Origin of the sequence: Ramlibacter sp. (genome assembly GCA_019635435.1) — a bacterium.
In the GTDB taxonomy this organism is placed as follows: Bacteria; Pseudomonadota; Gammaproteobacteria; order Burkholderiales; family Burkholderiaceae_C; genus JAHBZM01.
In genome coordinates, this window is the sequence record JAHBZM010000001.1 from 2,731,757 (window position 1) to 2,752,304 (window position 20,548).

The window sequence follows — 20,548 nt, forward strand, 5'->3', positions numbered from 1 at the left end:
TTCCCGACCAATGTTATTCCATTCCTCCCTCCGCAAGGAGCTGGCCCGCAGTTTCGGCGCGACGCTCGTGGTGTTGGTCACCATCGTGATGACGATGACGCTGATCCGCACCCTGAGCCAGGCCACGCGTGGCAGCGTCAACCCGTCGGAAGTGATGATGGTGATGGGCTACACGGTGCTGGGCTACCTGCCGCCCATCCTGACGCTGAGCCTGTTCATCTCCATCGTGGGCACCCTGTCGCGCATGTACCGCGACAGCGAAATGGTCATCTGGTTTTCAAGTGGCCGCGGCCTGTCGGCATTTTTGGGGCCGCTGTTCCGGTTTGCCTGGCCGGTGCTGCTGGTGATCGCCTTGCTGGCGCTGGTGATCTGGCCCTGGTCCAACCAGCAGACGCAGGAAATGAAAGACCGCTATGGCCAGCGCGGCGACCTGGAGCGCGTGACGCCGGGGCAGTTCCAGGAGTCAGCCAGTGGCAGCCGGGTGTTCTTCCTGGACAAGGACACGCCCGACAACCGCTCGGGCAAGAACATCTTCATCTCCACCAATGAGCACGGCAAGGAAACCGTGACCTCGGCGCGCAGCGGGCGGGTGGAGACCGTGGGCGACGGCCAGTTCCTCATCCTCAGCCACGGCCAGCGGCTTGAAAGCAGTGGCGGCGGCACCGCCCTCAAGGTCAGCGAGTTTGAGGAATATGGCACCCGCGTGGGTGCCCGCGAACTGGGCACCGGTGACAACGCCCCGGCCAAGGCGCGCTCCACCCTCACCCTGCTGCTGGAGCCAACCCGTGTCCACCAGGGGGAACTGGCCTGGCGCCTGGGCCTCGCGCTGGCCGCGCTGAACTTCGTGGTGATCGCCGTGGCGGTTTCCAGCGTCAACCCGCGCGCGGGCCGCAGCGGCAACCTGGTGTTCGCGCTGTTTGCCTTCATCGTCTACTACAACCTGCTCAACCTGGGCCAGAGCTGGATCAGCTCGGGGCGCATGGGCTTCGTGGGCTTCCAGCTGGCGCTGCACGGCGGGGCCCTGCTGCTGGGGCTGCTGTGGCTGGCCCGGCAGCACAACAACTGGTCGCTGCTGGCCGTGCTGCGCCAGAGGCGGCACCGGCCGCCGCAGGGGGACGCATGAAAACCCTGCGCCGGCTGGTCTACAGCGAGGTCCTGGCGGCCGTGGTCTTTGTGACCCTGGGATTCCTGTCGCTGTTTTTCTTCTTTGATTTTGTGGACGAACTGCCCGCGGTCGGGCGCAACGGCGCCGAAGGCTACCAGCTCACCCATGCCCTGGCCTACGTGGCCCTGATGATTCCCAGCCACCTCTATGAGCTGCTGCCCATTGCGGTGCTCATTGGCACCATCTTCGTGATGGCGCGCCTCGCGCAAAGCTCGGAATACACCATCCTGCGCACCAGCGGCCTGGGCCCGTGGCGGGCCCTGCGCATGCTGATGTCGCTGGGACTGATCTTCGTGATCCTGACCTTCGCGGCCGGCGACTACCTCGCGCCCGTGGCCGACCGCACCGCGCAGCTTCTCAAGACCCGCTACCAGGGCCGCATTACCGTGGGCCAGACCGGCGCGTGGATCAAGGAGCGCCAGCTCTACAACGCCTACACCGTCAACGTGGGCGCGTTGTCGCCCGAAGGCGACATGCTGGGCGTGCGGATTTTCGAGTTCGACGCCCGCGGCGCGCTGGTCTCGCAGACCCAGGCACCCAGGGCCCGCTTCGCCGACGACGGCGCCTGGGTGCTCAGCGAGGCCCAGCGCAGCGAATTCATCAGCCGCAGCGGCGAGTCCGCCAAGGTCGAGCGGCGCAAGATCGACAGCTACCGCTGGCCCACGGAAATCAGCCCCGAAATGGTGTCGGTCGCCCTGCTCAAGCCCGACCGCATGAGCACGCTGGACCTGTTCCAGTACATCCAGCACCTGGACGCCAACGGCCAGACCTCCCAGCGCTATGAGATCGAGTTCTGGCGCAAGGTGTTCTACCCGCTGAGCTGTCTGGTCATGGTGGTGCTGGCCCTGCCCTTTGCCTACCTGCACTTTCGCAGCGGCAGCATCACCACCTACGTGTTCGGCGGGGTGCTGATCGGCATCAGCTTCTTCCTGCTCAACAACGTGTTTGGCTACATCGGCAACCTGCAGAACTGGTGGCCCTGGCTCACGGCGGCTGCGCCAGGCCTGATCTATTCGGTGTTTTCGCTGGGCGCCTTCGGCTGGCTGGTGCTGAGGCGTTAGCGGTGCGCGGCTTCATCCTTTTTGCCCATGGCTCGCGCGACCCGCAGTGGCGCAAGCCCGTGGAGGCCGTCGCCCAGCGCCTGCGCGACCGGGCGCCCGGCTCGCCGGTGCGCTGTGCCTACCTGGAACTCACCACCCCGGACCTGCCCACCGCCGCGGCGGATCTGATCGCGGCTGGCGCGCGGTCGGTTCGCATCACCCCTGTTTTCCTGGGAACGGGCAAGCATGCGCGTGAGGACCTGCCTGTGCTCGTGGAACAGTTGCGCCAAGCCCACCCCGCTGTGGACTTCAGCTTGCAGCAACCGGTCGGGGAAGACGCCCGCCTGCTCGACCTGATCGCGCAGATCGCTGCGGAATGACGATTCGATAGAACGATTGCGGCATAATGAATTTCGGTTTTAGTAGAAATTCAATATGAATCTGCATCAGTTCCGTTTTGTCCAGGAAGCGGCCCGACGCAACCTGAATCTGACCGAGGCGGCCAAGGCCCTGCACACCTCCCAACCCGGGGTGTCCAAGGCCATCATCGAACTCGAGGAAGAACTGGGCATCGAAATCTTCGCGCGCCATGGCAAGCGCCTCAAGCGCATCACCGAGCCGGGCCAGCATGTGCTCAAGAGCATCGAGCTCATCATGCGCGAGGTGGGCAACCTGCGGCGCATCGGCGAACAGTTCAGCGCCGAGGACAGCGGCACCCTCTCCATCGCCACCACCCATACCCAGGCCCGCTATGTGCTGCCCGTGCCCGTGGCCCGGCTGCGCGAGGCCTACCCCAAGGTCAATGTCAGCCTGCACCAGGGCGCGCCCGACCAGGTCGCGCGCATGGTGCTGGATGAGGTGGCCGAGATCGGCATCGCCACCGAGTCGCTCGCGGCCTACCCGGACCTCGTCACCCTGCCCTGCTACGAATGGCAGCACGTGCTGGTGCTGCCGGCCAGCCATGCACTGGCCAAAAAGGAGCGCATCACGCTCGAGGACATCGCCAGCGAGCCGCTGATCACCTACCACCCCTCGTTCACCGGCCGCACCCGCATTGACGCGGCCTTTGCCCAGAAGAAGCTTGAGCCGCGCATGGCGCTGGAGGCCATCGATTCGGACGTGATCAAGACCTATGTGCGCCTGGGCCTGGGCATTGGCATCGTGGCCGAGATGGCCGTGCGCGACGACGGCAGCAACGGCGACCTCGTGGTGCGGCCACTGGGTGCGCTGTTCGGCCAGAATGTGGCGCGCGTGGCCTTCAAGCGCAGCGCCTACCTGCGCAACTTCGTGTTCAAGTTTGCCGAGTTGCTGAGCGACCGGCTCGACCGCAACCTGATTGCCAAGGCCATGACCGGCCACGTCAACGACTATGAATTGTGACCCCCCGAAGCGGCCCCCGGCGAAGCCGGTTCCGCGGTGGCCCTGACCTTTGAGACTCGCTGACCTTCACTCTTATGACGACCCTCGAACGCACGCCCGTCCTGCAAACCAAGCTGCCCGCCGTGGGCACGACCATCTTCACCGTGATGTCGGCGCTGGCCGCTGAAAAAGGCGCGGTCAACCTGGGCCAGGGCTTTCCGGACTTTGACTGCGACCCCAGGCTGGTGGGCGCCGTGTCCGACGCCATGGTGAAAGGCCTGAACCAGTACCCGCCCATGACCGGCGTGCCCGCCTTGCGCGAAGCCGTGGCCGGCAAGATCGCGGCGCTGTATGGCCGGCGCTATGACGCCGGCACCGAAATCACCATCACGGCCGGGGCCACACAGGCCATCATCACCGCCATCCTCGCGGTGGTGCGGCCCGGCGACGAGGTGATCGTGCTGGAGCCCTGCTACGACAGCTACGTGCCTAACATCGAGCTGGCCGGCGGCACCGTGGTGCGCGTGCCGCTCACGCCCGGCACCTTCCGCCCCGACTTCGACAAGATCTCGGCCGCCCTCGGCCCCAAAACCCGCGCGATCCTTGTCAACAGCCCGCACAACCCCAGCGCCACGGTCTGGAGCCGCGACGACATGCTCAGGCTGCAGGAACTGCTGGCCCCCACCGAGGTCCTGCTGATCAGCGACGAGGTCTATGAGCACATGGCGTTTGACGGCCAGCCCCACCAGAGTGCCGCGCGTTTTCCGGGTCTGGCGTCGCGCGCCTTCATCGTGTCGAGCTTTGGCAAGACCTACCATGTGACCGGCTGGAAGGTGGGCTACGTGGCCGCTCCGGCCGCGCTCACGGCCGAGTTCCGCAAGGTGCACCAATTCAACGTGTTCACCGTCAACACCCCGGTGCAGCACGGCCTGGCCAGCTACATGGCCGACCCCACCCCGCACCTGGAACTGCCCGCGTTCTACCAGCGCAAGCGCGACCTGTTCCGCGAAGGGCTCAAGGCCACCAAGTTCCGGTTGCTGCCCAGCGAGGGAACCTACTTCCAGTGCGTGGACATCTCGGGCCTGGCGGTGCCGGAACGCAGCCTGCCCGAAGCGGACTTCTGCCAGTGGCTCACCGCCGAGATCGGGGTCGCGGCCATCCCGCTGTCGGCTTTTTACGGCAACGGCTTCGATCAGCGCGTGGTGCGCTTTTGCTTCGCCAAGAAGGATGAGACGCTGAAAACAGCGCTCGACCGCCTCACACGGCTCTGACGTGCAGCCGCCTGCGCAGCCCCCGGGCAGCCCGCCCGCCAGCCCGCCGGCGTCCTGGCTGCGCGAGGCCAGCGGCGGCCTGATCGCCGGCGCGGTGGCGGTGGTGTATGCGGTGTCCTATGCCGCGCTGCTGTTTCCCGGCCCCCTCAAGGACCTGCTGCCCGTGGGCATCGGCCTGTGCCTGCTCAGCGCCACCCTGGGTGCGTTCTGGCTGGCCTGGCGCAGCGAGCTGCCCTTTGCCGTGGGCGGCCCGGACGGCAACACCACCTCCATCCTGGCGGCCATGGCCGCGAGCGTGGGCGGTGCCAGCCTTGCGGGCGCGGGCCGGCTTGAACATGTGCTGCTGCTGCTGGCCAGCACCACGCTGCTGTGCGCGCTGCTGTTCCTGGTGCTGGGGTTCGGGCGACTCGGCGCCTGGGTGCGCTATGTGCCGTACCCGGTGGTGGGCGGCTTCCTGGCCTCAACCGGCTGGCTGATCGCCACCGGCGCGCTGCGCGTGGTAACCGACATGCCGCTGGGCATGGATGCGCTGCCACACCTGGTGCAGCACCTGGGCGAGCCGCGCCTGCTGGTCACGCTGGCGCTGGCTGCGGTGTTCCTCGTGGTGTTCCGGCGCGGGCAGCACCCGGGCGTGCTGCCCCTGGTGCTGCTGGCCAGTGGCCTGCTGGTCATGGGCGGGCTGGCGGTGGCGGGGATGTCGCACGAGGCCGCGCGCAGCGCAGGCTGGCTGTTCGACGCCGGCAGCCGCGTGGCCTGGAGCCCGCCCTGGCACTGGCTGGGCGAGGGCCCTTTTGACTGGTACTGGCTGGCCGGCCAATGGCTCAACATGCTGGCCGTCGCGGCGGTGGCGGTCATCACGGTGCTGCTGGGCGCCACGGGGCTGGAGGTCATGTCGCGGCGTGACATCTCGCTGGACCACGAGCTGCGCACCCACGGCTGGCTCAACCTGCTGACCATCCTGACCGGAGGCTACCTGAGTCTGGTGTCGGTCAGCCGCAGCGCCGTGCTGCTGGAAACCGGCGCCACGCGGCGCGGCGCCGGCATGGTGGCGGCCGGGGTCTGCGCCGTGGCCGCTGCCGGCGCGGCCCTGCTGCTGGGCTGGGTGCCCCGCGTGGTGCTGGGCGCCTTCCTGCTGTACCTGGGCCTGTCGATTCTCTCGGAGTGGCTGATCCAGGCGCGCCAGCGCCTGAACCTGGCCGACCGCACGCTGATCCTGGTGATCCTGGCCATCACCGCGACCGTGGGTTTCACCGTGGCCGTGTTCGCCGGCATCCTGGCCAGTTGCCTGAGCTTTGCGCTCAACTACAGCCGCATCGGCGTGGTCCAGCATGACCTGGACGGCACCAGCCTGCACAGCTCGGTGGTGCGCCCGGCCATCCACCGCCAGCAGCTGGCGCGCCACGGCCAGAACATCCGCGTACTGGTGCTGCGCGGCATGGTGTTTTTTGGCACGTCGATCACCGTGCTGGAGCGCCTGCGCGCCTTCATCGCTCCGGCGCCGGGCGCGCGCACCCTGGTGCTGGATTTCACCCATGTCGCGGGCGCCGATTCATCAGCCGCCATGACCTTCGTCAAGATTGCCCAGCTGGCCGCGGCCGGCGGCGTGCGGCTGCACCTGTGCGGCATGAACGCGCAGACCCGCGACGCCATGGCCAGCGCCGGCGTGCTGCAGGCCGCGCAGGTCCACGCCACCCTGGACCATGCGCTGGACGCGGCCGAGGAGTCGCTGCTGTCCGCGCTGGGCCACGACCCCGCCGCCAGCCCCGAGCCGCTGGCCGCCTGGCTGCTGCGCGAGCTGGGCGACGACACGCACTGCGCGCGCGTGCTGCCGCTGCTGGAGCGCGTGGCGCTGGCGCCCGGCCAGGCGCTGCTCAACCAGGGCCAGCCGACCAACTCGACGCTGTACCTGATCGAGACCGGCCGCGTCGCCATCACGCTGGCCGGCCAGAACAACGGCCAGCGGCTGGCCAGCCTCATGGGCGGCAACATCGTGGGCGAGATGGCGCTGTACTCCAGCGCCAACCGCTCCGCCACGGTCACGGCCGAGCGCGACACCGTGGCCTGGGCCCTGACCAGCGCCTCGCTGGAACGGCTGCAGGTGGCGGCGCCCGACACCGCCATGCAGCTGCATTCGCTGGTGATGCGCACCCTGGCCGAACGCGTGCGCACCGCCAACGGCACCATCGCCGCGCTGCAGCGCGGCACCTGAACCCGCGGCCCTGCCGCCAGGGCGTAGGACATCCCCCACCCCAACTCGCGCTGGCGTCCGCCGCGGCGCGGGCAGGGGACATGGAACCATGGAGTCCATCACAACACTCCAAGGAGAGAACCCATGTCCCTGTCATTCATTCTGCTGATCGTGCTGATCCTGATCCTCATCGGCGCCCTGCCGAGCTGGGGCTACAGCCGCAGCTGGGGCTATGGGCCCAGCGGTGGCCTGGGCCTGGTGGTGTTGATCGTGGTGGTGCTGGTGCTGATGGGACGCATCTAGCCCCGTGCATCCACCGGCCTGGGCTCAGCTGTTCAGCTGGGCCCAGGCCTTGTCCAGCCGCTTCACGCTCACGGGCTGGGGCGTGCGCAGTTCCTGGGCAAAGAAGCTCACGCGCAATTCCTCCAGCAGCCAGCGGAACTCCTGCATGCGCTCATCGACCGCGCCCTTGCGTTCGGCCACCAGCCGCCAGTAGCGCTGCTCCTGCGGTCGCAGCTCGGCCAGCCGGGCGGCGTCACGGGCCGGGTCGGCGCGCAACTTGTCCAGCCTCAGCGTGATGGCCCTGAGGTAGCGCGCAAAGTGCTGCAGCTGCGGCCAGGGCGTGACCGCGAGGAAGCGTTTGGGCATCAGCCGCTGCAGTTGCTGCGCGGTGTCGGCCGTGACCTCGGGCTGGCCCTTGGTGTCCTTGATCTTGCGGGCCGCCGCCGCGTACTCGACCAGGATGGTGGCCGCCAGGCGCGCCACCTCATTGGCGATCAGCGTGAGGCGGCCGCGTCCCTCGTCCACCCGGCGCTTGAACGAGGCCTCGTCCGTGGGCAGGGGGTCCAGCAAAAAGGCCCGGTCCAGCGCCACGTCAATGATCTGGTCACGCAGTTCCTCGAGCGTGCCGCCACCCGAGCCGTCGGCGCCACGCCCCACCTGCATGAAGGCCACGGCCATCTTTTGGAGCTCGGGGATGTTCTTTTCGAGGTACTTGAGCGCATCACGCACCTGGATCGCAAACAGCCGGCGCAAGCCGCTGCGGTGCCGGGCCGCGGCCAGCTCGGGCTCGTCCAGCACCTCCAGCGTGACGGCATCGCCCGCGTCCACCAGCGCCGGAAATCCGATCAGCGTCTGCCCGCCCTTGCGGATTTCCATCAGCTCGGGCAGCTCGCCAAAGGTCCAGGCGGTGTAGCGCTGGTCGGCCGACGGCGCCGGGCTTGCTCCACTTTTGATAGCAGTAGATGGCCGCCCCGCCTGGACTCCAGCCTTGTTTGACTCAGATTCAGGGTTGGCAGCCGGCGCCGCGGCCAGCTTGAGCCCGGCCAGGGCCTGAAACGCCCCGCGGGCCTGCGCGCCCAGCTCGCCGCGCAGCGCCCCCAGCGAGCGCCCGACCCCGAGCTGGCGGCCATGCTCGTCCACCACGCGCAGGTTCATGAACAGGTGGGGGCTCAGCATGTCCAGCTTGAAGTCGGCGCGTTTCACGTCCAGGCTGGTCGCATCGCGCACCAGCTTGAGCAGCGCGTCGGTCAGGGAGCCGGCGCCCCATTTCTCCGGCGCCGACAGCTCCCCAGCCAGCCGCGCCGCCGATTCGGGCAGCGGCACGAAGCGCGAGCGCGGACGCTGCGGCAGGCTCTTGAGCAGCGCCTGCACCTTGTCCTTGAGCATGCCGGGCACCAGCCATTCGGTGCGCTCCTCGCTCACCTGGTTGAGCACGAACAGCGGCACGGTCACGGTCAGGCCGTCCTGCGGGTCGCCGGGCTTGTGCAGGTAGCTGGCCGCGCAGTCCACGCCGCCCAGCCGCAGCGTCTTGGGAAAGGCGTTGGTGGTGATGCCCGCGGCCTCGTGGCGCATCAGTTCCTCGCGCGTGAGCTTGAGCAGCCCGGGCTGGCGGCGGCTTTCCTCGCGGTACCACTGCTCGAAGGCGTGGCCGCTGCACAGGTCGGCCGGCACCTGCTGGTCATAAAAGGCGTAGATCAGCTCGTCGTCCACCAGCACGTCCTGGCGGCGCGCCTTGTGCTCCAGCTCTTCCACCTGGCGGATCAGCTTGCGGTTGGCCGCGAGGAACGGCAGCTGCGTGTCCCACTGGCCGGCCACCAGCGCCTCGCGGATGAAGATCTCGCGCGCCGTCTGCATGTCCACGCGGCCAAAGTTCACGCGCCGGCCGCTGTAGATCACGATGCCGTACAGCGTGGCGCGCTCCAGCGCCACCACTTCCGCGGCCTTTTTTTCCCAGTGCGGGTCCAGCAGCTGCTTCTTGAGCAGGTGGCCGGCCACCCGCTCGACCCACTGCGGCTCGATGTTGGCCAGGCCGCGGCCAAACAGGCGCGTGGTTTCCACCAGCTCGGCCGCCACGATCCAGCGGCCAGGCTTCTTGCTCAGGTGGGCACCCGGGTGGCGGTGGAACTTGATGCCGCGCGCGCCCAGGTATTCGCCTGAAGCGGCCTCGTCCTCCAGCCGGTAGCCGATGTTGCCCAGCAGGCCGGCCAGCATCGACAGGTGCAGTTGCTCATAGCTTGCCGGCGTGGCGTTGAGCCGCCACTGGTGCTCGGCCACCACGGTGTGCAGCTGGGTGTGGGTGTCGCGCCATTCGCGCACCCGCCGCACGTTCACGAAGTTCTGGCGCAGCAGGGCTTCGTACTGACGGTTGCTGAGCTTGTGCTCCTGGCCGTGGCCGCCGCGCGCGTCATGGATCCATTTCCACAGCTTGAGGTAGCCGCTGAATTCGCTTTTCTCGTCGTCAAACTTGGCGTGCGCCTGGTCGGCGGCCTGCTGGGCCTCCATGGGCCGGTCACGCACGTCCTGCACGCTCAGCGCGCTCGCGATCACCAGCACCTCGTCGAGCGCGCCGCGCGTGCGGGCCTCCAGGATCATGCGGCCCACGCGCGGGTCCAGCGGCAGGCGCGACAGCTCCTGGCCGATGGCCGTGAGCTCGTTGGCGTCGTCCACCGCGCCCAGTTCGCCCAGCAGCTGGTAGCCGTCGGCAATCGCCCGCCCCGAGGGTGCCTCCAGGAACGGGAAGCGCGCCACGTCACCCAGGTGCAGCGACTTCATGCGCAGGATCACCCCGGCCAGCGAGCTGCGCAGGATCTCGGGGTCGGTGAAGCGCGGCCGGCCGGCAAAGTCCTTTTCGTCGTACAGGCGGATGCAGATGCCGTTGGCCACGCGGCCGCAGCGGCCCGCGCGCTGGTTGGCCGCGGCCTGGCTGATGGGCTCGACCAGCAACTGCTCCACCTTGCTTCGAAAGCTGTAGCGCTTGACGCGCGCCGTGCCGCTGTCGATCACATAGCGGATGCCGGGCACCGTGAGCGAGGTCTCGGCCACATTGGTGGCCAGCACGATGCGCCGGCCATTGTGGCTGTCGAACACCCGGTCCTGCTCGGCCTGCGACAGGCGGGCAAACAGCGGCAGCACCTCGGCGTGGCGCGTCAGCGGCTGGTGGGAGAGATGCCGGCGCAGGTGGTCGGCCGCCTCGCGGATCTCGCGCTCACCAGGCAGGAACACCAGGATGTCGCCCTGCTGCGAGGGCTCGCGCCACAGCTCGTCCACCGCGTCGGCGATCGCGTCATTGAGGTCGTGGTCGCGGCTCTCCTCGAACGGCCGCCAGCGCTGCTCCACCGGGAACATGCGCCCCGACACCATGATCACCGGCGCCGGGATCATGTCGCCCCCACGCTCCCCCACTTCGTGTGGGTCGCTGCCCCCCGAGGGGGCCACGCCCGGCTTGGGGCGGCCCGGCGCCGGGCGGGGCGTCGCGAAGTGCCGCGCAAACCGGTCCGCGTCAATGGTGGCCGACGTCACGACCACCTTGAGGTCGGGCCGGCGCGGCAGGATTTCGCGCAGGTAGCCCAGCAGGAAGTCGATGTTCAGGCTGCGCTCGTGGGCCTCGTCGATGATCAGGGTGTCGTAGGCCTGCAGCAGCGGGTCGTTCTGGGTTTCGGCCAGCAGGATGCCGTCGGTCATGAGCTTGACCGACGCGTCGCAGCCCAGCCGGTCCTGGAACCGCACCTTGTAGCCCACCACCTCGCCGGGCGGGGTGTTGAGCTCCTCGGCAATGCGTTTGGCCACCGAGCTGGCCGCGATGCGGCGCGGCTGGGTGTGGCCGATCAGCCGGCCCCGCGTGCCCGGCGCCGCGTTCATCTTGCCGCGCCCCATGGCCAGTGCGATCTTGGGCAACTGCGTGGTCTTGCCGGAGCCGGTCTCGCCGCAGACGATCACCACCTGGTGGGCCGCCATGGCGGCGGCGATTTCGTCACGCCGGGCCGAGACCGGCAGGGATTCGGGAAAAGTGATGCTCAGGGACGACAAGACGGACAGCCACGCTCAAAGCGGTGGATTATCCGTGTTCGGCCCCGAAGCGGGGCGGGCCGCTCAGCGGGCCACGCGCGGCAGTTCAGCGATCTGGCCACTGAGGGTGTCGTAGAAGGCCACACGGCCCGGGAACGACAGCGCCGCGCGCGACATGGCACGGGCCCGGGCCAGGGCGCTCTCGGCCGCGATCCGGGCGTCCTGCACCGCGATCATGCCCACGCCCACGTCGGCCACCCACTGGGTCTGGCCGCTTTCGATCTTGCCCTCGTCGCGCTGGGTGCTGAGCACCACCGGGCGGCTCAGCCGCGTCACCACGGCGCGCGCCACGCGCACCAGCCGCTCGGGGTCGCGCAGGTTGCCCAGCAACAGCAAAAAGCCATCGTCGTCCAGCCGCCCCATGGCCACCTGGCGCAGGGCCGAACGGCGCAGCCGCCCCGCGCACACGAACATGGCGTGGTTGACCGCGGCGCGGCCATGCAGCTGCTCCAGCACGTACAGGTTGCCGATGGTCACCGCGAGCACGCCCACCTGGATGTGCTCGCCCTCATGGCGGTAGAACGCCACCTCGGCCAGGCGCAGCGCCTCGGTGTGCGAGGGCATGCGCGTGACCGGGTCGTAGCTGGGGCCCTGCGACAGCACCCGGCGCACCTCGATCAGGTAGGCATAGCGCCCCGCCAGAGCGGCCGCCACGATCACCAGGTACACGATGGCCGCCACCGCGCTGACCGCATGCACCGGCCAGGGCACGGGCGCCGCGGCCAGCACGATGGCGTTGAGCCCGACCATGGTCACCAGCATGCTCAGCACCGCGCCGGCCGCCGCCCAGGTCATGCGCTCGCCGTACAGGGCGCCACGCAGGCAGAAGCCCAGGGCAAACAGCGCGAGCAGGCCGCTGACCACGGCGCCCGCGCGCAACGCCTGCACGGCCGGCAGCAGCCAGACCGCAACCAGGGCCACGCCGGCCAGGCCCAGAATGGCCCGGCGCACCAGCCGGTGGTAGCGAAGGTAGCCAAACAGGTCGAGCAGCATGTAGGCCAGCAACGTGGCCGTGAGAATGCCCACCTGGGCCTGCACCCGGGCCTGCAGGCCGGGGTCGTCCAGCGGCAGCCAGCCCAGGTAAGCCACGACGAACAGCGTGCAGATCGACAGCGAGATCGACGCATTGACCGGCACCCGGTACAGCCCCTGCCCCAGCACATGGGCAATGCCGGCCAGCATGATCGCCGCGGTGGCGAAATAACCGCCCCAGAAAAACGCTGAAATCGTGTCCATCCCTGCCCTGTCGAATTGTGTCGTTGTGTCGATCATTCTCGCCGCCGCCCGGCGCGGGGGCTGCGGCATCCCTGCACTCAAGTCTTTCGTCAGGTCGCTTCGGCCCCGGGCAATTCGGCGATGCGCCCCGCGGCCTGGTCGAACCAGGCGATGCGGCTTGCGTAGGACCAGGCGGTGCGCGACATGGCCCGCGCCATCGACACGGCACTGGCCGCGCGGATGTTGGGGTGGGCCGCCGCCAGAACGCCCACGCCCAGATCGGCCACCCACTGGGTCTCGCCCTCGGCCGGCAGCGCCGCATCGCGGCTGGTGTCCAGGTTCACGGGGCGCGACAGCCGGCTCACCACGGCCCGCGACAGCTGGATCAGCCGGTCCGGCTCACGCATGTCACGCACCAGCAGCAGGAAGCCGTCGTCGCCCAGGCGCCCCATCTCGACCCAGCCCGGCATCGAGCGCCGCAACCGGCCGGCGCACACAAACAGCGCGTGGTTGACCGCGGCCCGGCCATGCAGCTTTTCCAGCGCGTAAAGGTTGCTGATGGTCAGCGCGATCACGCCCACCGCGAGCGCCTCGCCTTCATGCCGGTAGAACGCCGCGCCCACCATCTGCCCGGTTTCCGCATGCGAGCGCATGCGCGTGACCGGGTCATAGGCGGGCCCGTAGGCCATCACCTGGCGCAACTCGATCAGGTACGAGAACCGCCCCCACAGCACCGCCGCAATGATGGCCATGTAGCCCATGGCCGCGAGCGCGCTGACGGCGTGCAGGCCCCAGTGCACCCGCCCCTGCGTGACGGCCGACCAGCTCAGGCCGCTGAGCGCCACCAGCATGAAGAACACGGCCGCCACCGCGGCCCAGGTCAGCCGTTCACCACGCCGGGCGTTGCGCACCGCCACGCCCAGGGCCACCACGCCCATCGCGGTGGAAATGACCACGCTCAGCACCAGGGCCTGGTCCGATGGCAGCACCCAGCCGACCAGCAACACCGCGGCGGTCAGGCCCGCGAGCGCGGCGCGGGCCCGCCGCGCGGCGCTGGGCTGGCGCAGCAGGCCCAGCATGGACAGCAGCATGTAGACCAGCAGCGAGGCCACCAGCGTTGCCACATGCGCGAGGAAGCGGTCGTTGGCGACCCTGTCTTCAATGGGCAGCCAGCCCAGGAACGCCACCACGAAAAACGCCGAGGCCAGCGCCGACAGCGCCGCATTGGCGCCGATGCGCCGCAGGCCCCGCACGAACGCGTAGGCGGAGCCGGCCAGCATCAGCAGCACCGTGCCGAAATAGCCACCCCAGAACCCCACCGCGATTGTTTCCATGCCCACGCCGTCCAGCCCGAATCCTGTGACTCTAGCCTGCCGCCCCCTGCGGCGCAATTGAGGGCAAACGCACGTACACTCCTTGCGCAATACCGCACTGCCCCCAGCGGCCCAAATTCACAGGAACAGACTCCCCGGAAACGCGCCCATGTCCGCCGTCTTCAATTTCACCTTCGTGCCCTGGTTCCGATCGGTCGCGCCCTACATCCACATGCACCGGGGCAAGACCTTTGTGGTGGGCCTGTGCGGCGAGGCCATCGCGGCCGGCAAGCTGCAGCATCTGGCGCAGGACCTGGCGCTGATCCAGAGCATGGGCGTGAAGATCGTGCTGGTGCACGGCTTCCGGCCGCAGGTCAACGAACAGCTCAAGGCCAAGGGCCATGCGGCCCGTTACTCCCATGGCATGCGCATCACCGACGAGGTGGCGCTGGACTGCGCGCAGGAGGCCGCGGGCCAGCTGCGCTACGAGATCGAGGCCGCCTTCAGCCAGGGCCTGCCCAACACCCCCATGGCCGGGTCCACGGTGCGCGTGATTTCGGGCAACTTCATCACCGCGCGGCCCGTCGGCGTGCTCGACGGCGTGGACTTCCAGCACAGCGGCCTGGTGCGCAAGGTGGATGTCGCGGGCATCCAGCGCACGCTGGACTTCGGCGCCATGGTGCTGCTGTCGCCGTTCGGCTTCTCGCCCACGGGCGAGGCCTTCAACCTGACCATGGAAGAAGTGGCCACCTCGGTGGCCATCGCGCTGCAGGCCGACAAGCTGATCTTCATCACCGAGATCCCCGGCATCCGCGTCAAGCCCGGCGAGCCCGAGGGCGAGGACAACCCCATCGACACCGAGCTGCCACTGGCCGCGGCCGAGCAGCTGCTGGCCGACGCCGCGCCCGGCCAGCGCCCGACCGACACGGCCTTCTACCTGCAGCACTGCGTCAAGGCCTGCAAGGCCGGCGTGGAGCGCAGCCACATCCTGCCGTTCGCGCTGGACGGGGCCCTGCTGCTCGAAATCTATGTGCACGACGGCGTGGGCACCATGGTGGTCGATGAAAAGCTCGAAAGCCTGCGCGAGGCCACGGCCGACGACGTGGGCGGCATCCTTCAACTGATCGAGCCGTTCGAAAAGGATGGCACCCTGGTCAAGCGCAGCCGCACCGAAATCGAACGCGACGCGGCCAACTACACCATCGTCGAGCACGACGGGGTGATCTTTGCCTGCGCGGCGCTCTATCCCTACCCCGAGGCCCGCACCGGCGAAATGGCCGCGCTCACCGTGTCGCCGCAAAGCCAGGGCCAGGGCGACGGCGAGAAAGTCCTGCGCCGCATCGAGCAGCGCGCCCGCGCCATGGGCCTGTCGAGCATCTTTGTGCTCACCACGCGCACCATGCACTGGTTCCTCAAGCGCGGCTTCGTGCAGGTGGACCCGGACTGGCTGCCCGAGGCCCGCAAGCGCAAGTACAACTGGGACCGCAAGAGCCTGGTCCTGGTGAAAAAACTCGGCTGACCCGCCAAGGACCTTTTCCATGACCCTCACCACCCTGCTGCTGTTTTCGCTGGTCGCCCTGGTGGCCATTGCCACCCCCGGCCCCACCGTGCTGCTGGCCCTGGCCAACGGCTCGCGCTGGGGTGTGCGCCGCGCGCTGCCGGGCATGCTGGGCGCCGTGCTCTCGGACTTTGTGCTCGTGGGCGCGGTGGCGCTGGGCCTGGGCGCGCTGCTGGCGGCCTCCGAGTTCTGGTTTTCGGTGCTCAAGTGGGCCGGCGCCGCCTACCTGGGCTGGCTGGGCATGCGCCTGCTGCGGTCGGGCGGCGGCTTCGAGCTGCCGGGCTCGGGCCACGAGGCCGCCCCGCCCACGGCCCGCAGCGTGTTCAGCAAATCGTTTTTGGTGGCGGTGACCAACCCCAAGGGCTACATCTTCTGCTCGGCCCTGCTGCCGCAGTTCATTGACCCCGCGGCGGCGCAGGCCCCCCAGTACCTCACCATCGCCATCGTCTTCGCGGGGCTGGACTTCAGCGTGATGCTGGGCTATGCCTTTGTGGGCGCCCGCGCGGTCCGCCTGCTGCGCGCATCCGCCGCGAAGTGGCTCGACCGGTTTTGCGGCGGCGCCCTGCTGGCGCTGGCCGGCTCCCTGGCCTTTTACCGCCGCGCCAACAGCTGACAGGGCAGCGGCTGGCGCCACCCGGCCAGGGGCCGTTGATTCACCTCGACGTTCCTGAACGCAATGTGGTCGAATTGATGGACCCGCTGGCGCCTTCAGTCCGGGCGGGCATCAAGGAGGTGTGCGATGTTTCCATGGTTGATGTACTGGGCCCCGCAGTTCCAGTTCCCCTTCAGCGGCAGCGTGGCGCAGGAGATCGCGCCCGACACAAGCTGGTTTTTTGGCGCCATCCGTCCCGAGGCGGGCAACGGCGAGGTGGAGAAGAAAATCTTTGACGTGGCCTCCTACGGCCGTCAGATCGGCCTGCTCACCGAGGTCGTGCTGGCGCTGAAGGATGATCCGGCGCTCACACAGGAGCAAGCTGAGAAATCACTCCACAAGCTGCATGACATTTATCTCCGGATCGAACAGGTCAAAGCCGGCAACGCGGCCGACCTGGAGGATGCCGCGGCCCGGCTGCTGGAGCAGCTGCGCCGGCTTGATCCGGCGCGGCACGAGCGCCTGCTGGCGCGGACCCGTCTTCTGGCTTGAGGGGTTTCAGGCGCGGCGCGCGGCAGCACGCCACAGGAGCACAAGGAAGACCCCCAGGAAGCCCAGGAAGCACACGAACGACCAGTTGGCGATCGAGCCGCCCAGAAAGGTCCAGTCGACCTTGGTGCAGTCGCCGCTGCCCTTGAAGATCATGGGGATGGCGCGCTTGAGCGGGAAGGTTTCGATCATCCCGTAGAAGTCGCGCCCGCAGGATGCGATCTCGGGCGGGTACCACTGCAGCCAGCTCTGGCGGGCCGCCACGAAGCCGCCAAAGCCCGCGCTCAGCAGGGCCAGCAGGCCCAGCCCGATTTGCGGGCCCTTTCGCCCGGTGGCCCCGGCCAGGCCGGCAAAGACTGCTACCAAAATGAGAGCGTACCGCTGCACGATGCACATCGGACAAGGCTCCAGGCCCACCACGTGCTGCAGGTACAGGCCAAAGGCCAGCATGGCCACGCAGGCGGCGCAGACCGCGGCAAACACCCGGCGCGGGTGCGAATCAAACCAGTTCAACAAGATCAAGGGTCCTCCGACGTTGTGCGTATTGTCCGCCGGTTGGTGACCGGGCTGCCGAATAAGTTCCTGCGGCTCAGATCTGCGGGAGACGCCCGCGCGCCTGCGCGAGTTCGCCTTCGGCCACGATGTGGTCGCCCAGGAAATCGAGGAAGCGGCGCACCGCGGGCAGCAGGCCGCGGCGCGACGGGAACACCGCGTGGAAAATGCCCGGCGGCGGCGCCCAGCCGGGCAGCACTTCCACCAGCCGGCGCTCGGCCAGTTCCTCACGGCACATGTAGTGCGGCATGGGGCAAAAGCCGGTGCCGCGCATGGCCGCCATCTTGAGCGTCAACAGGTCGTCGGCCACATAGCGCGGCTGGTGCTGGAAGGCACGCACGGTGCCGTCCGGGCCAACCAGTTGCCAGGTGGCGCGGCCATCGGCCGCCCCCATGCTGATGGTGTCCAGCCGGGCCAGGTCTTCAAAACGCGTGGGGCGCCCCTGGCGCGCCAGTTGCGCCGGGCTGCCCACCAGCAGGGTTTGCGAAATGCCCAGGTTCTTCACCACCAGGCTGCCGCTGTCTTCCAGCGTGGTGCGCACGCGCAGCGCCACGTCAAAGCCCTCCTCCACCAGGTTCACCACCCGGTTGCTCACCAGCATGTCCACCCGCACCTGCGGGTAGCGTGAGAGGAACAGCGGCAGCGCCGAGCCGATGGTGGTCTGGGCCAGCGTGACCGGGCAGGCCACGCGGATGGTGCCGCGCGGCTCGCTCTGCACCAGGGCCACGGCTTCGGCCCCGGCGGCCGCCTCGTCGCGCATGGCGGCGCAATGCCGGTGGTAGCGCTCGCCGGCCTCGGTCAGCGACAGCTTGCGCGTGGTGCGCTGCAGCAGCCGCACGCCGAGCCGGCTTTCCAGCTCGGCGACCCGGCGCGACAGGCGCGACTTGGGCACCCCCAGGGCACGGCCCGCAGCCGCAAAACCGCCCCGGTCCACCACCTCGGCGAAATACAGCATGTCGTTCAGATCTTGCATGTCGGCCCTTTATTCGATCCGTTGACAGGACAATCTAACGCGATTTTGGCTACTTATCAATCAATTGGCGCGCCCACACAATTGATCCAACGCCGCACCCTGCGGCACTCAACCGGAGAAAGTCATGAAACTGCTTCATATCGATTCCAGCGTGATGGGTGGCAACTCGGTCTCGCGCCAGCTCACCGAACGCATCGTGGCCCAGTGGCGCGCCAACTACCCGGGCACCACGGTGGACTACCTGGACCTGGCCCAGAACGCCCCGAGCCACCTGTCGGTCGACTCCCTGGGTTTTCGCATGGGGCCACAGGGCGACAACCTGTCGGACGTGCAGCGCCGCGAAAACGCTGTGTCCGAGGCGCTGGTGAGCCAGTTCCTGGCGGCTGATGTGATCGTGGTCGGCGCCCCGCTGTACAACTTTTCCGTCCCCAGCCAGCTCAAGGCCTGGATCGACCGGGTTGCCCAGGTCGGCCGCACCTTCAAGTACACCGACAAGGGCCCCGTGGGCCTGGCCGGTGGCAAGACCGTGATCGTGGCCTCGAGCCGCGGCGGCGTGTACTCCACCAGCGACGCCGGCCGCGCGCTGGAACACCAGGAGAGCTACCTGCAGACGGTGTTTGGCTTCTTGGGCATCACCGACGTGCGCTTTGTCCGCGCCGAAGGCGTGGCCATGGGCGAGGCCCCCAAGGCCGCCGCGCTGGCCGCCGCACAGGACGCGATCCAGGCGCTGAACCAGCCCGCCGCCAACCAGGCGCAAAGCACGCTGGCCGCCTGAGGCTGCAAAGTTTGGGATGATCGGGCGGATGCCTTCCGCCCGGTCCGACCTTGTAGCCTGCCTGTGCGCCGAATGGTGCGGCGTCTGCCGCGACTATGCGGCGCCTTTCCATGCGCTGGCCGCTCAATGGCCCCAGGCCCGCTTTGCCTGGATCGACATCGAGGACGAAGCCGAGCTGCTCGGCAGCCTGGAGGTCGAGAACTTCCCCACCCTGCTCATCGCGCGCGCCGGCCAGCCGGTGTTTTTCGGGCCGCTGCTGCCCCAGCCGGGCACGCTGGAACGGCTGCTGCGGGCCTGCCTGACCACGCCCGACGCGCCGGCGGCGCTGGCCGACCCCGCGGTGCACGCCCTGGCGGCCCGGCTGCAGCAGCGCGAAGCCTGAGCGATGGCCGGCATTCTTCTGCACATCGCGGGCCTGTGGCTGCTGTCCTCGCTCGACGCCTCGGGCAAGCTGCTGGTGATGGCGGGCGTGCCCGTGCTCATGGTCTCGTGGTTCCGCTATGTGGTGCACATTGGCCTGATGACGGCCGTGGTGCTGCCGCAGCGCGGGCGGGCCATCTTTGCCACGAAATCGCTGCCACGCCAGTTGCAGCGCGGCCTGATGATGATCACCACCACGGTGCTGTTCTTCTCGGTGCTGGGCCGTGTGCCGCTGGCCGAGGGCACGGCCATGAACTTCATGGCACCGCTGTTCCTGATGGCGCTGGCGCCCTGGCTGCTGCAGGAGCCGCACCGGCTGCACCGCTGGCTGGGCGTGGTGGTCGGCTTTGCGGGCATGCTCATCGTGATGCGCCCGGGCGGCCAGCTTGACCGCGTGGGCGTGATCCTGGGCCTGCTCACGGCGCTGGCGTTCGCGCTGTTCCAGATCGCCACGCGGCGCGTCGCCCACGACGACCCGCTGACCACCAACTACTACGGCGGCCTGTTCGGCGCCATCGCGCTCACGCTCGCGCTGCCCTGGTTCTGGCGCACGCCGCAGCTTGCGCCCTGGCAATGGCTGCTGCTGGCGTCCACCGGCGTCACCGGGTTTCTGGGGCACTGGCTGCAGATTGCCGCCTTCAAGCGCGCACCCGCCACGCTGCTGGCCCCGTTCAGCTACCTGCAGATCGTGGCCGCCGCCACCCTGGGCTGGCTGGTGTTTGGCCAGTTGCCCGACCGGGCCACGGCGGCCGGCATCGCGCTGATCTGCGCGGCCGGCCTGGGCGTGGCGGTGGCCGAGGCCCGGCTGGCGGCGCGGCGCGCCCGCGACCTGCGGGCGAATCTTGATAAAGTCGCTGCACCCACGGGCCCCGGCCCGGCTGCCCCCTGACCCCCCGGTCACCCGCGCCGGCCCCGGACCGTCCCCCCTTCAAAACCTGTTCAAAGAGGCGCCCCATGGCTCGTACCGTCAACTGCATCAAGCTCGGCAAGGAAGCCGAAGGCCTGGATTTCCCGCCCTACCCCGGTGAACTGGGCAAGCGCATCTGGGAAAGCGTGAGCAAGGAGGCCTGGGCCGCCTGGCTCAAGCAGCAGACCATGCTGGTCAATGAAAACCGGCTCAACCTGGCTGACCAGCGGGCCCGCGAGTACCTCAAGCGCCAGATGGAAAACCATTTCTTCGGCAGCGGCGCCGACGTGGCCCAGGGCTACGTGCCCCCGACCAACGGCTGAG

19 protein-coding genes are annotated in these 20,548 nt (G+C 68.7%); 14 read left to right on the top strand and 5 right to left on the bottom strand.

From position 1 onward, the window contains the following. The first annotated feature begins 10 nt into the window (after window positions 1–10). The 7 genes from lptF (at window position 11) to KF796_13235 (ending at window position 7,326) form a co-directional block, all read left to right on the top strand. Entirely contained in the window at window positions 11–1,123 is a 1,113-nt protein-coding gene (gene lptF / locus KF796_13205; GenBank protein ID MBX3587591.1) for an LPS export ABC transporter permease LptF, read from the top strand. Next, window positions 1,120–2,226, top strand: coding sequence for an LPS export ABC transporter permease LptG (lptG, locus tag KF796_13210; GenBank protein MBX3587592.1), 1,107 nt, complete (start codon window positions 1,120–1,122; stop codon window positions 2,224–2,226). Before lptF ends, lptG begins: the two co-directional genes overlap by 4 nt. A 2-nt stretch (window positions 2,227–2,228) precedes the next feature. Continuing rightward, the gene (locus KF796_13215) at window positions 2,229–2,585 is read left to right on the top strand and encodes a CbiX/SirB N-terminal domain-containing protein (GenBank protein MBX3587593.1); all 357 of its coding nucleotides are present in this window, start codon (window positions 2,229–2,231) and stop codon (window positions 2,583–2,585) included. 55 nt (window positions 2,586–2,640) lie between these two features. Continuing rightward, window positions 2,641–3,585 (top strand): CysB family HTH-type transcriptional regulator, encoded by a 945-nt coding sequence (locus KF796_13220; GenBank protein MBX3587594.1) that lies wholly within the window; start codon window positions 2,641–2,643, stop codon window positions 3,583–3,585. Window positions 3,586–3,659: 74 nt separating this feature from the next. After that, the gene (locus KF796_13225) at window positions 3,660–4,835 is read left to right on the top strand and encodes a pyridoxal phosphate-dependent aminotransferase (GenBank protein ID MBX3587595.1); all 1,176 of its coding nucleotides are present in this window, start codon (window positions 3,660–3,662) and stop codon (window positions 4,833–4,835) included. A gap of 1 nt (window position 4,836) precedes the next feature. Then, window positions 4,837–7,044 carry an SLC26A/SulP transporter family protein gene (locus KF796_13230; GenBank protein MBX3587596.1) on the top strand — a complete coding sequence of 736 codons (2,208 nt, stop codon included), beginning with the start codon at window positions 4,837–4,839 and terminating at the stop codon, window positions 7,042–7,044. A 123-nt stretch (window positions 7,045–7,167) separates the two neighbouring features. Then, window positions 7,168–7,326 carry a DUF3309 domain-containing protein gene (locus tag KF796_13235; GenBank protein ID MBX3587597.1) on the top strand — a complete coding sequence of 53 codons (159 nt, stop codon included), beginning with the start codon at window positions 7,168–7,170 and terminating at the stop codon, window positions 7,324–7,326. A gap of 24 nt (window positions 7,327–7,350) precedes the next feature. Here KF796_13235 and hrpA read toward each other — a convergent pair whose 3' ends face one another. The 3 genes from hrpA to KF796_13250 form a co-directional block, all read right to left on the bottom strand. Further along, entirely contained in the window at window positions 7,351–11,340 is a 3,990-nt protein-coding gene (hrpA, locus tag KF796_13240; protein MBX3587598.1) for an ATP-dependent RNA helicase HrpA, read from the bottom strand. 54 nt (window positions 11,341–11,394) lie between these two features. Continuing rightward, window positions 11,395–12,606, bottom strand: a complete 1,212-nt coding sequence (locus tag KF796_13245; GenBank protein ID MBX3587599.1) for a diguanylate cyclase — start codon at window positions 12,604–12,606, stop codon at window positions 11,395–11,397. 89 nt (window positions 12,607–12,695) lie between these two features. Further along, window positions 12,696–13,919 (bottom strand): GGDEF domain-containing protein, encoded by a 1,224-nt coding sequence (locus KF796_13250; GenBank protein ID MBX3587600.1) that lies wholly within the window; start codon window positions 13,917–13,919, stop codon window positions 12,696–12,698. Window positions 13,920–14,067: 148 nt separating this feature from the next. Here KF796_13250 and argA point away from each other — a divergent pair, with 148 nt between their 5' ends. The 3 genes from argA (at window position 14,068) to KF796_13265 (ending at window position 16,600) form a co-directional block, all read left to right on the top strand. After that, window positions 14,068–15,417 carry an amino-acid N-acetyltransferase gene (argA, locus tag KF796_13255; protein MBX3587601.1) on the top strand — a complete coding sequence of 450 codons (1,350 nt, stop codon included), beginning with the start codon at window positions 14,068–14,070 and terminating at the stop codon, window positions 15,415–15,417. Window positions 15,418–15,436: 19 nt separating this feature from the next. Continuing rightward, on the top strand, window positions 15,437–16,069 hold the full coding sequence (locus KF796_13260; GenBank protein MBX3587602.1) for a LysE family translocator: 633 nt from the start codon (window positions 15,437–15,439) through the stop codon (window positions 16,067–16,069). A gap of 126 nt (window positions 16,070–16,195) precedes the next feature. After that, window positions 16,196–16,600, top strand: coding sequence for a hypothetical protein (locus KF796_13265; GenBank protein ID MBX3587603.1), 405 nt, complete (start codon window positions 16,196–16,198; stop codon window positions 16,598–16,600). Window positions 16,601–16,606: 6 nt separating this feature from the next. Here the strand turns inward: KF796_13265 and KF796_13270 are convergent, their stop codons facing one another. Then, window positions 16,607–17,116, bottom strand: coding sequence for a disulfide bond formation protein B (locus tag KF796_13270; GenBank protein MBX3587604.1), 510 nt, complete (start codon window positions 17,114–17,116; stop codon window positions 16,607–16,609). Window positions 17,117–17,186: 70 nt separating this feature from the next. After that, the gene (locus tag KF796_13275) at window positions 17,187–18,122 is read right to left on the bottom strand and encodes a LysR family transcriptional regulator (GenBank protein ID MBX3587605.1); all 936 of its coding nucleotides are present in this window, start codon (window positions 18,120–18,122) and stop codon (window positions 17,187–17,189) included. A gap of 124 nt (window positions 18,123–18,246) precedes the next feature. Between KF796_13275 and KF796_13280 the strand changes: the two genes are divergently transcribed. The 4 genes from KF796_13280 (at window position 18,247) to KF796_13295 (ending at window position 20,547) form a co-directional block, all read left to right on the top strand. Beyond that, window positions 18,247–18,897 (top strand): FMN-dependent NADH-azoreductase, encoded by a 651-nt coding sequence (locus KF796_13280; GenBank protein MBX3587606.1) that lies wholly within the window; start codon window positions 18,247–18,249, stop codon window positions 18,895–18,897. A gap of 16 nt (window positions 18,898–18,913) precedes the next feature. Further along, entirely contained in the window at window positions 18,914–19,279 is a 366-nt protein-coding gene (locus KF796_13285) for a thioredoxin family protein (GenBank protein MBX3587607.1), read from the top strand. 3 nt (window positions 19,280–19,282) lie between these two features. Continuing rightward, entirely contained in the window at window positions 19,283–20,206 is a 924-nt protein-coding gene (locus KF796_13290) for a DMT family transporter (protein MBX3587608.1), read from the top strand. A gap of 65 nt (window positions 20,207–20,271) precedes the next feature. Beyond that, the gene (locus KF796_13295) at window positions 20,272–20,547 is read left to right on the top strand and encodes an oxidative damage protection protein (GenBank protein MBX3587609.1); all 276 of its coding nucleotides are present in this window, start codon (window positions 20,272–20,274) and stop codon (window positions 20,545–20,547) included. Window position 20,548 lies beyond the last annotated feature (1 nt).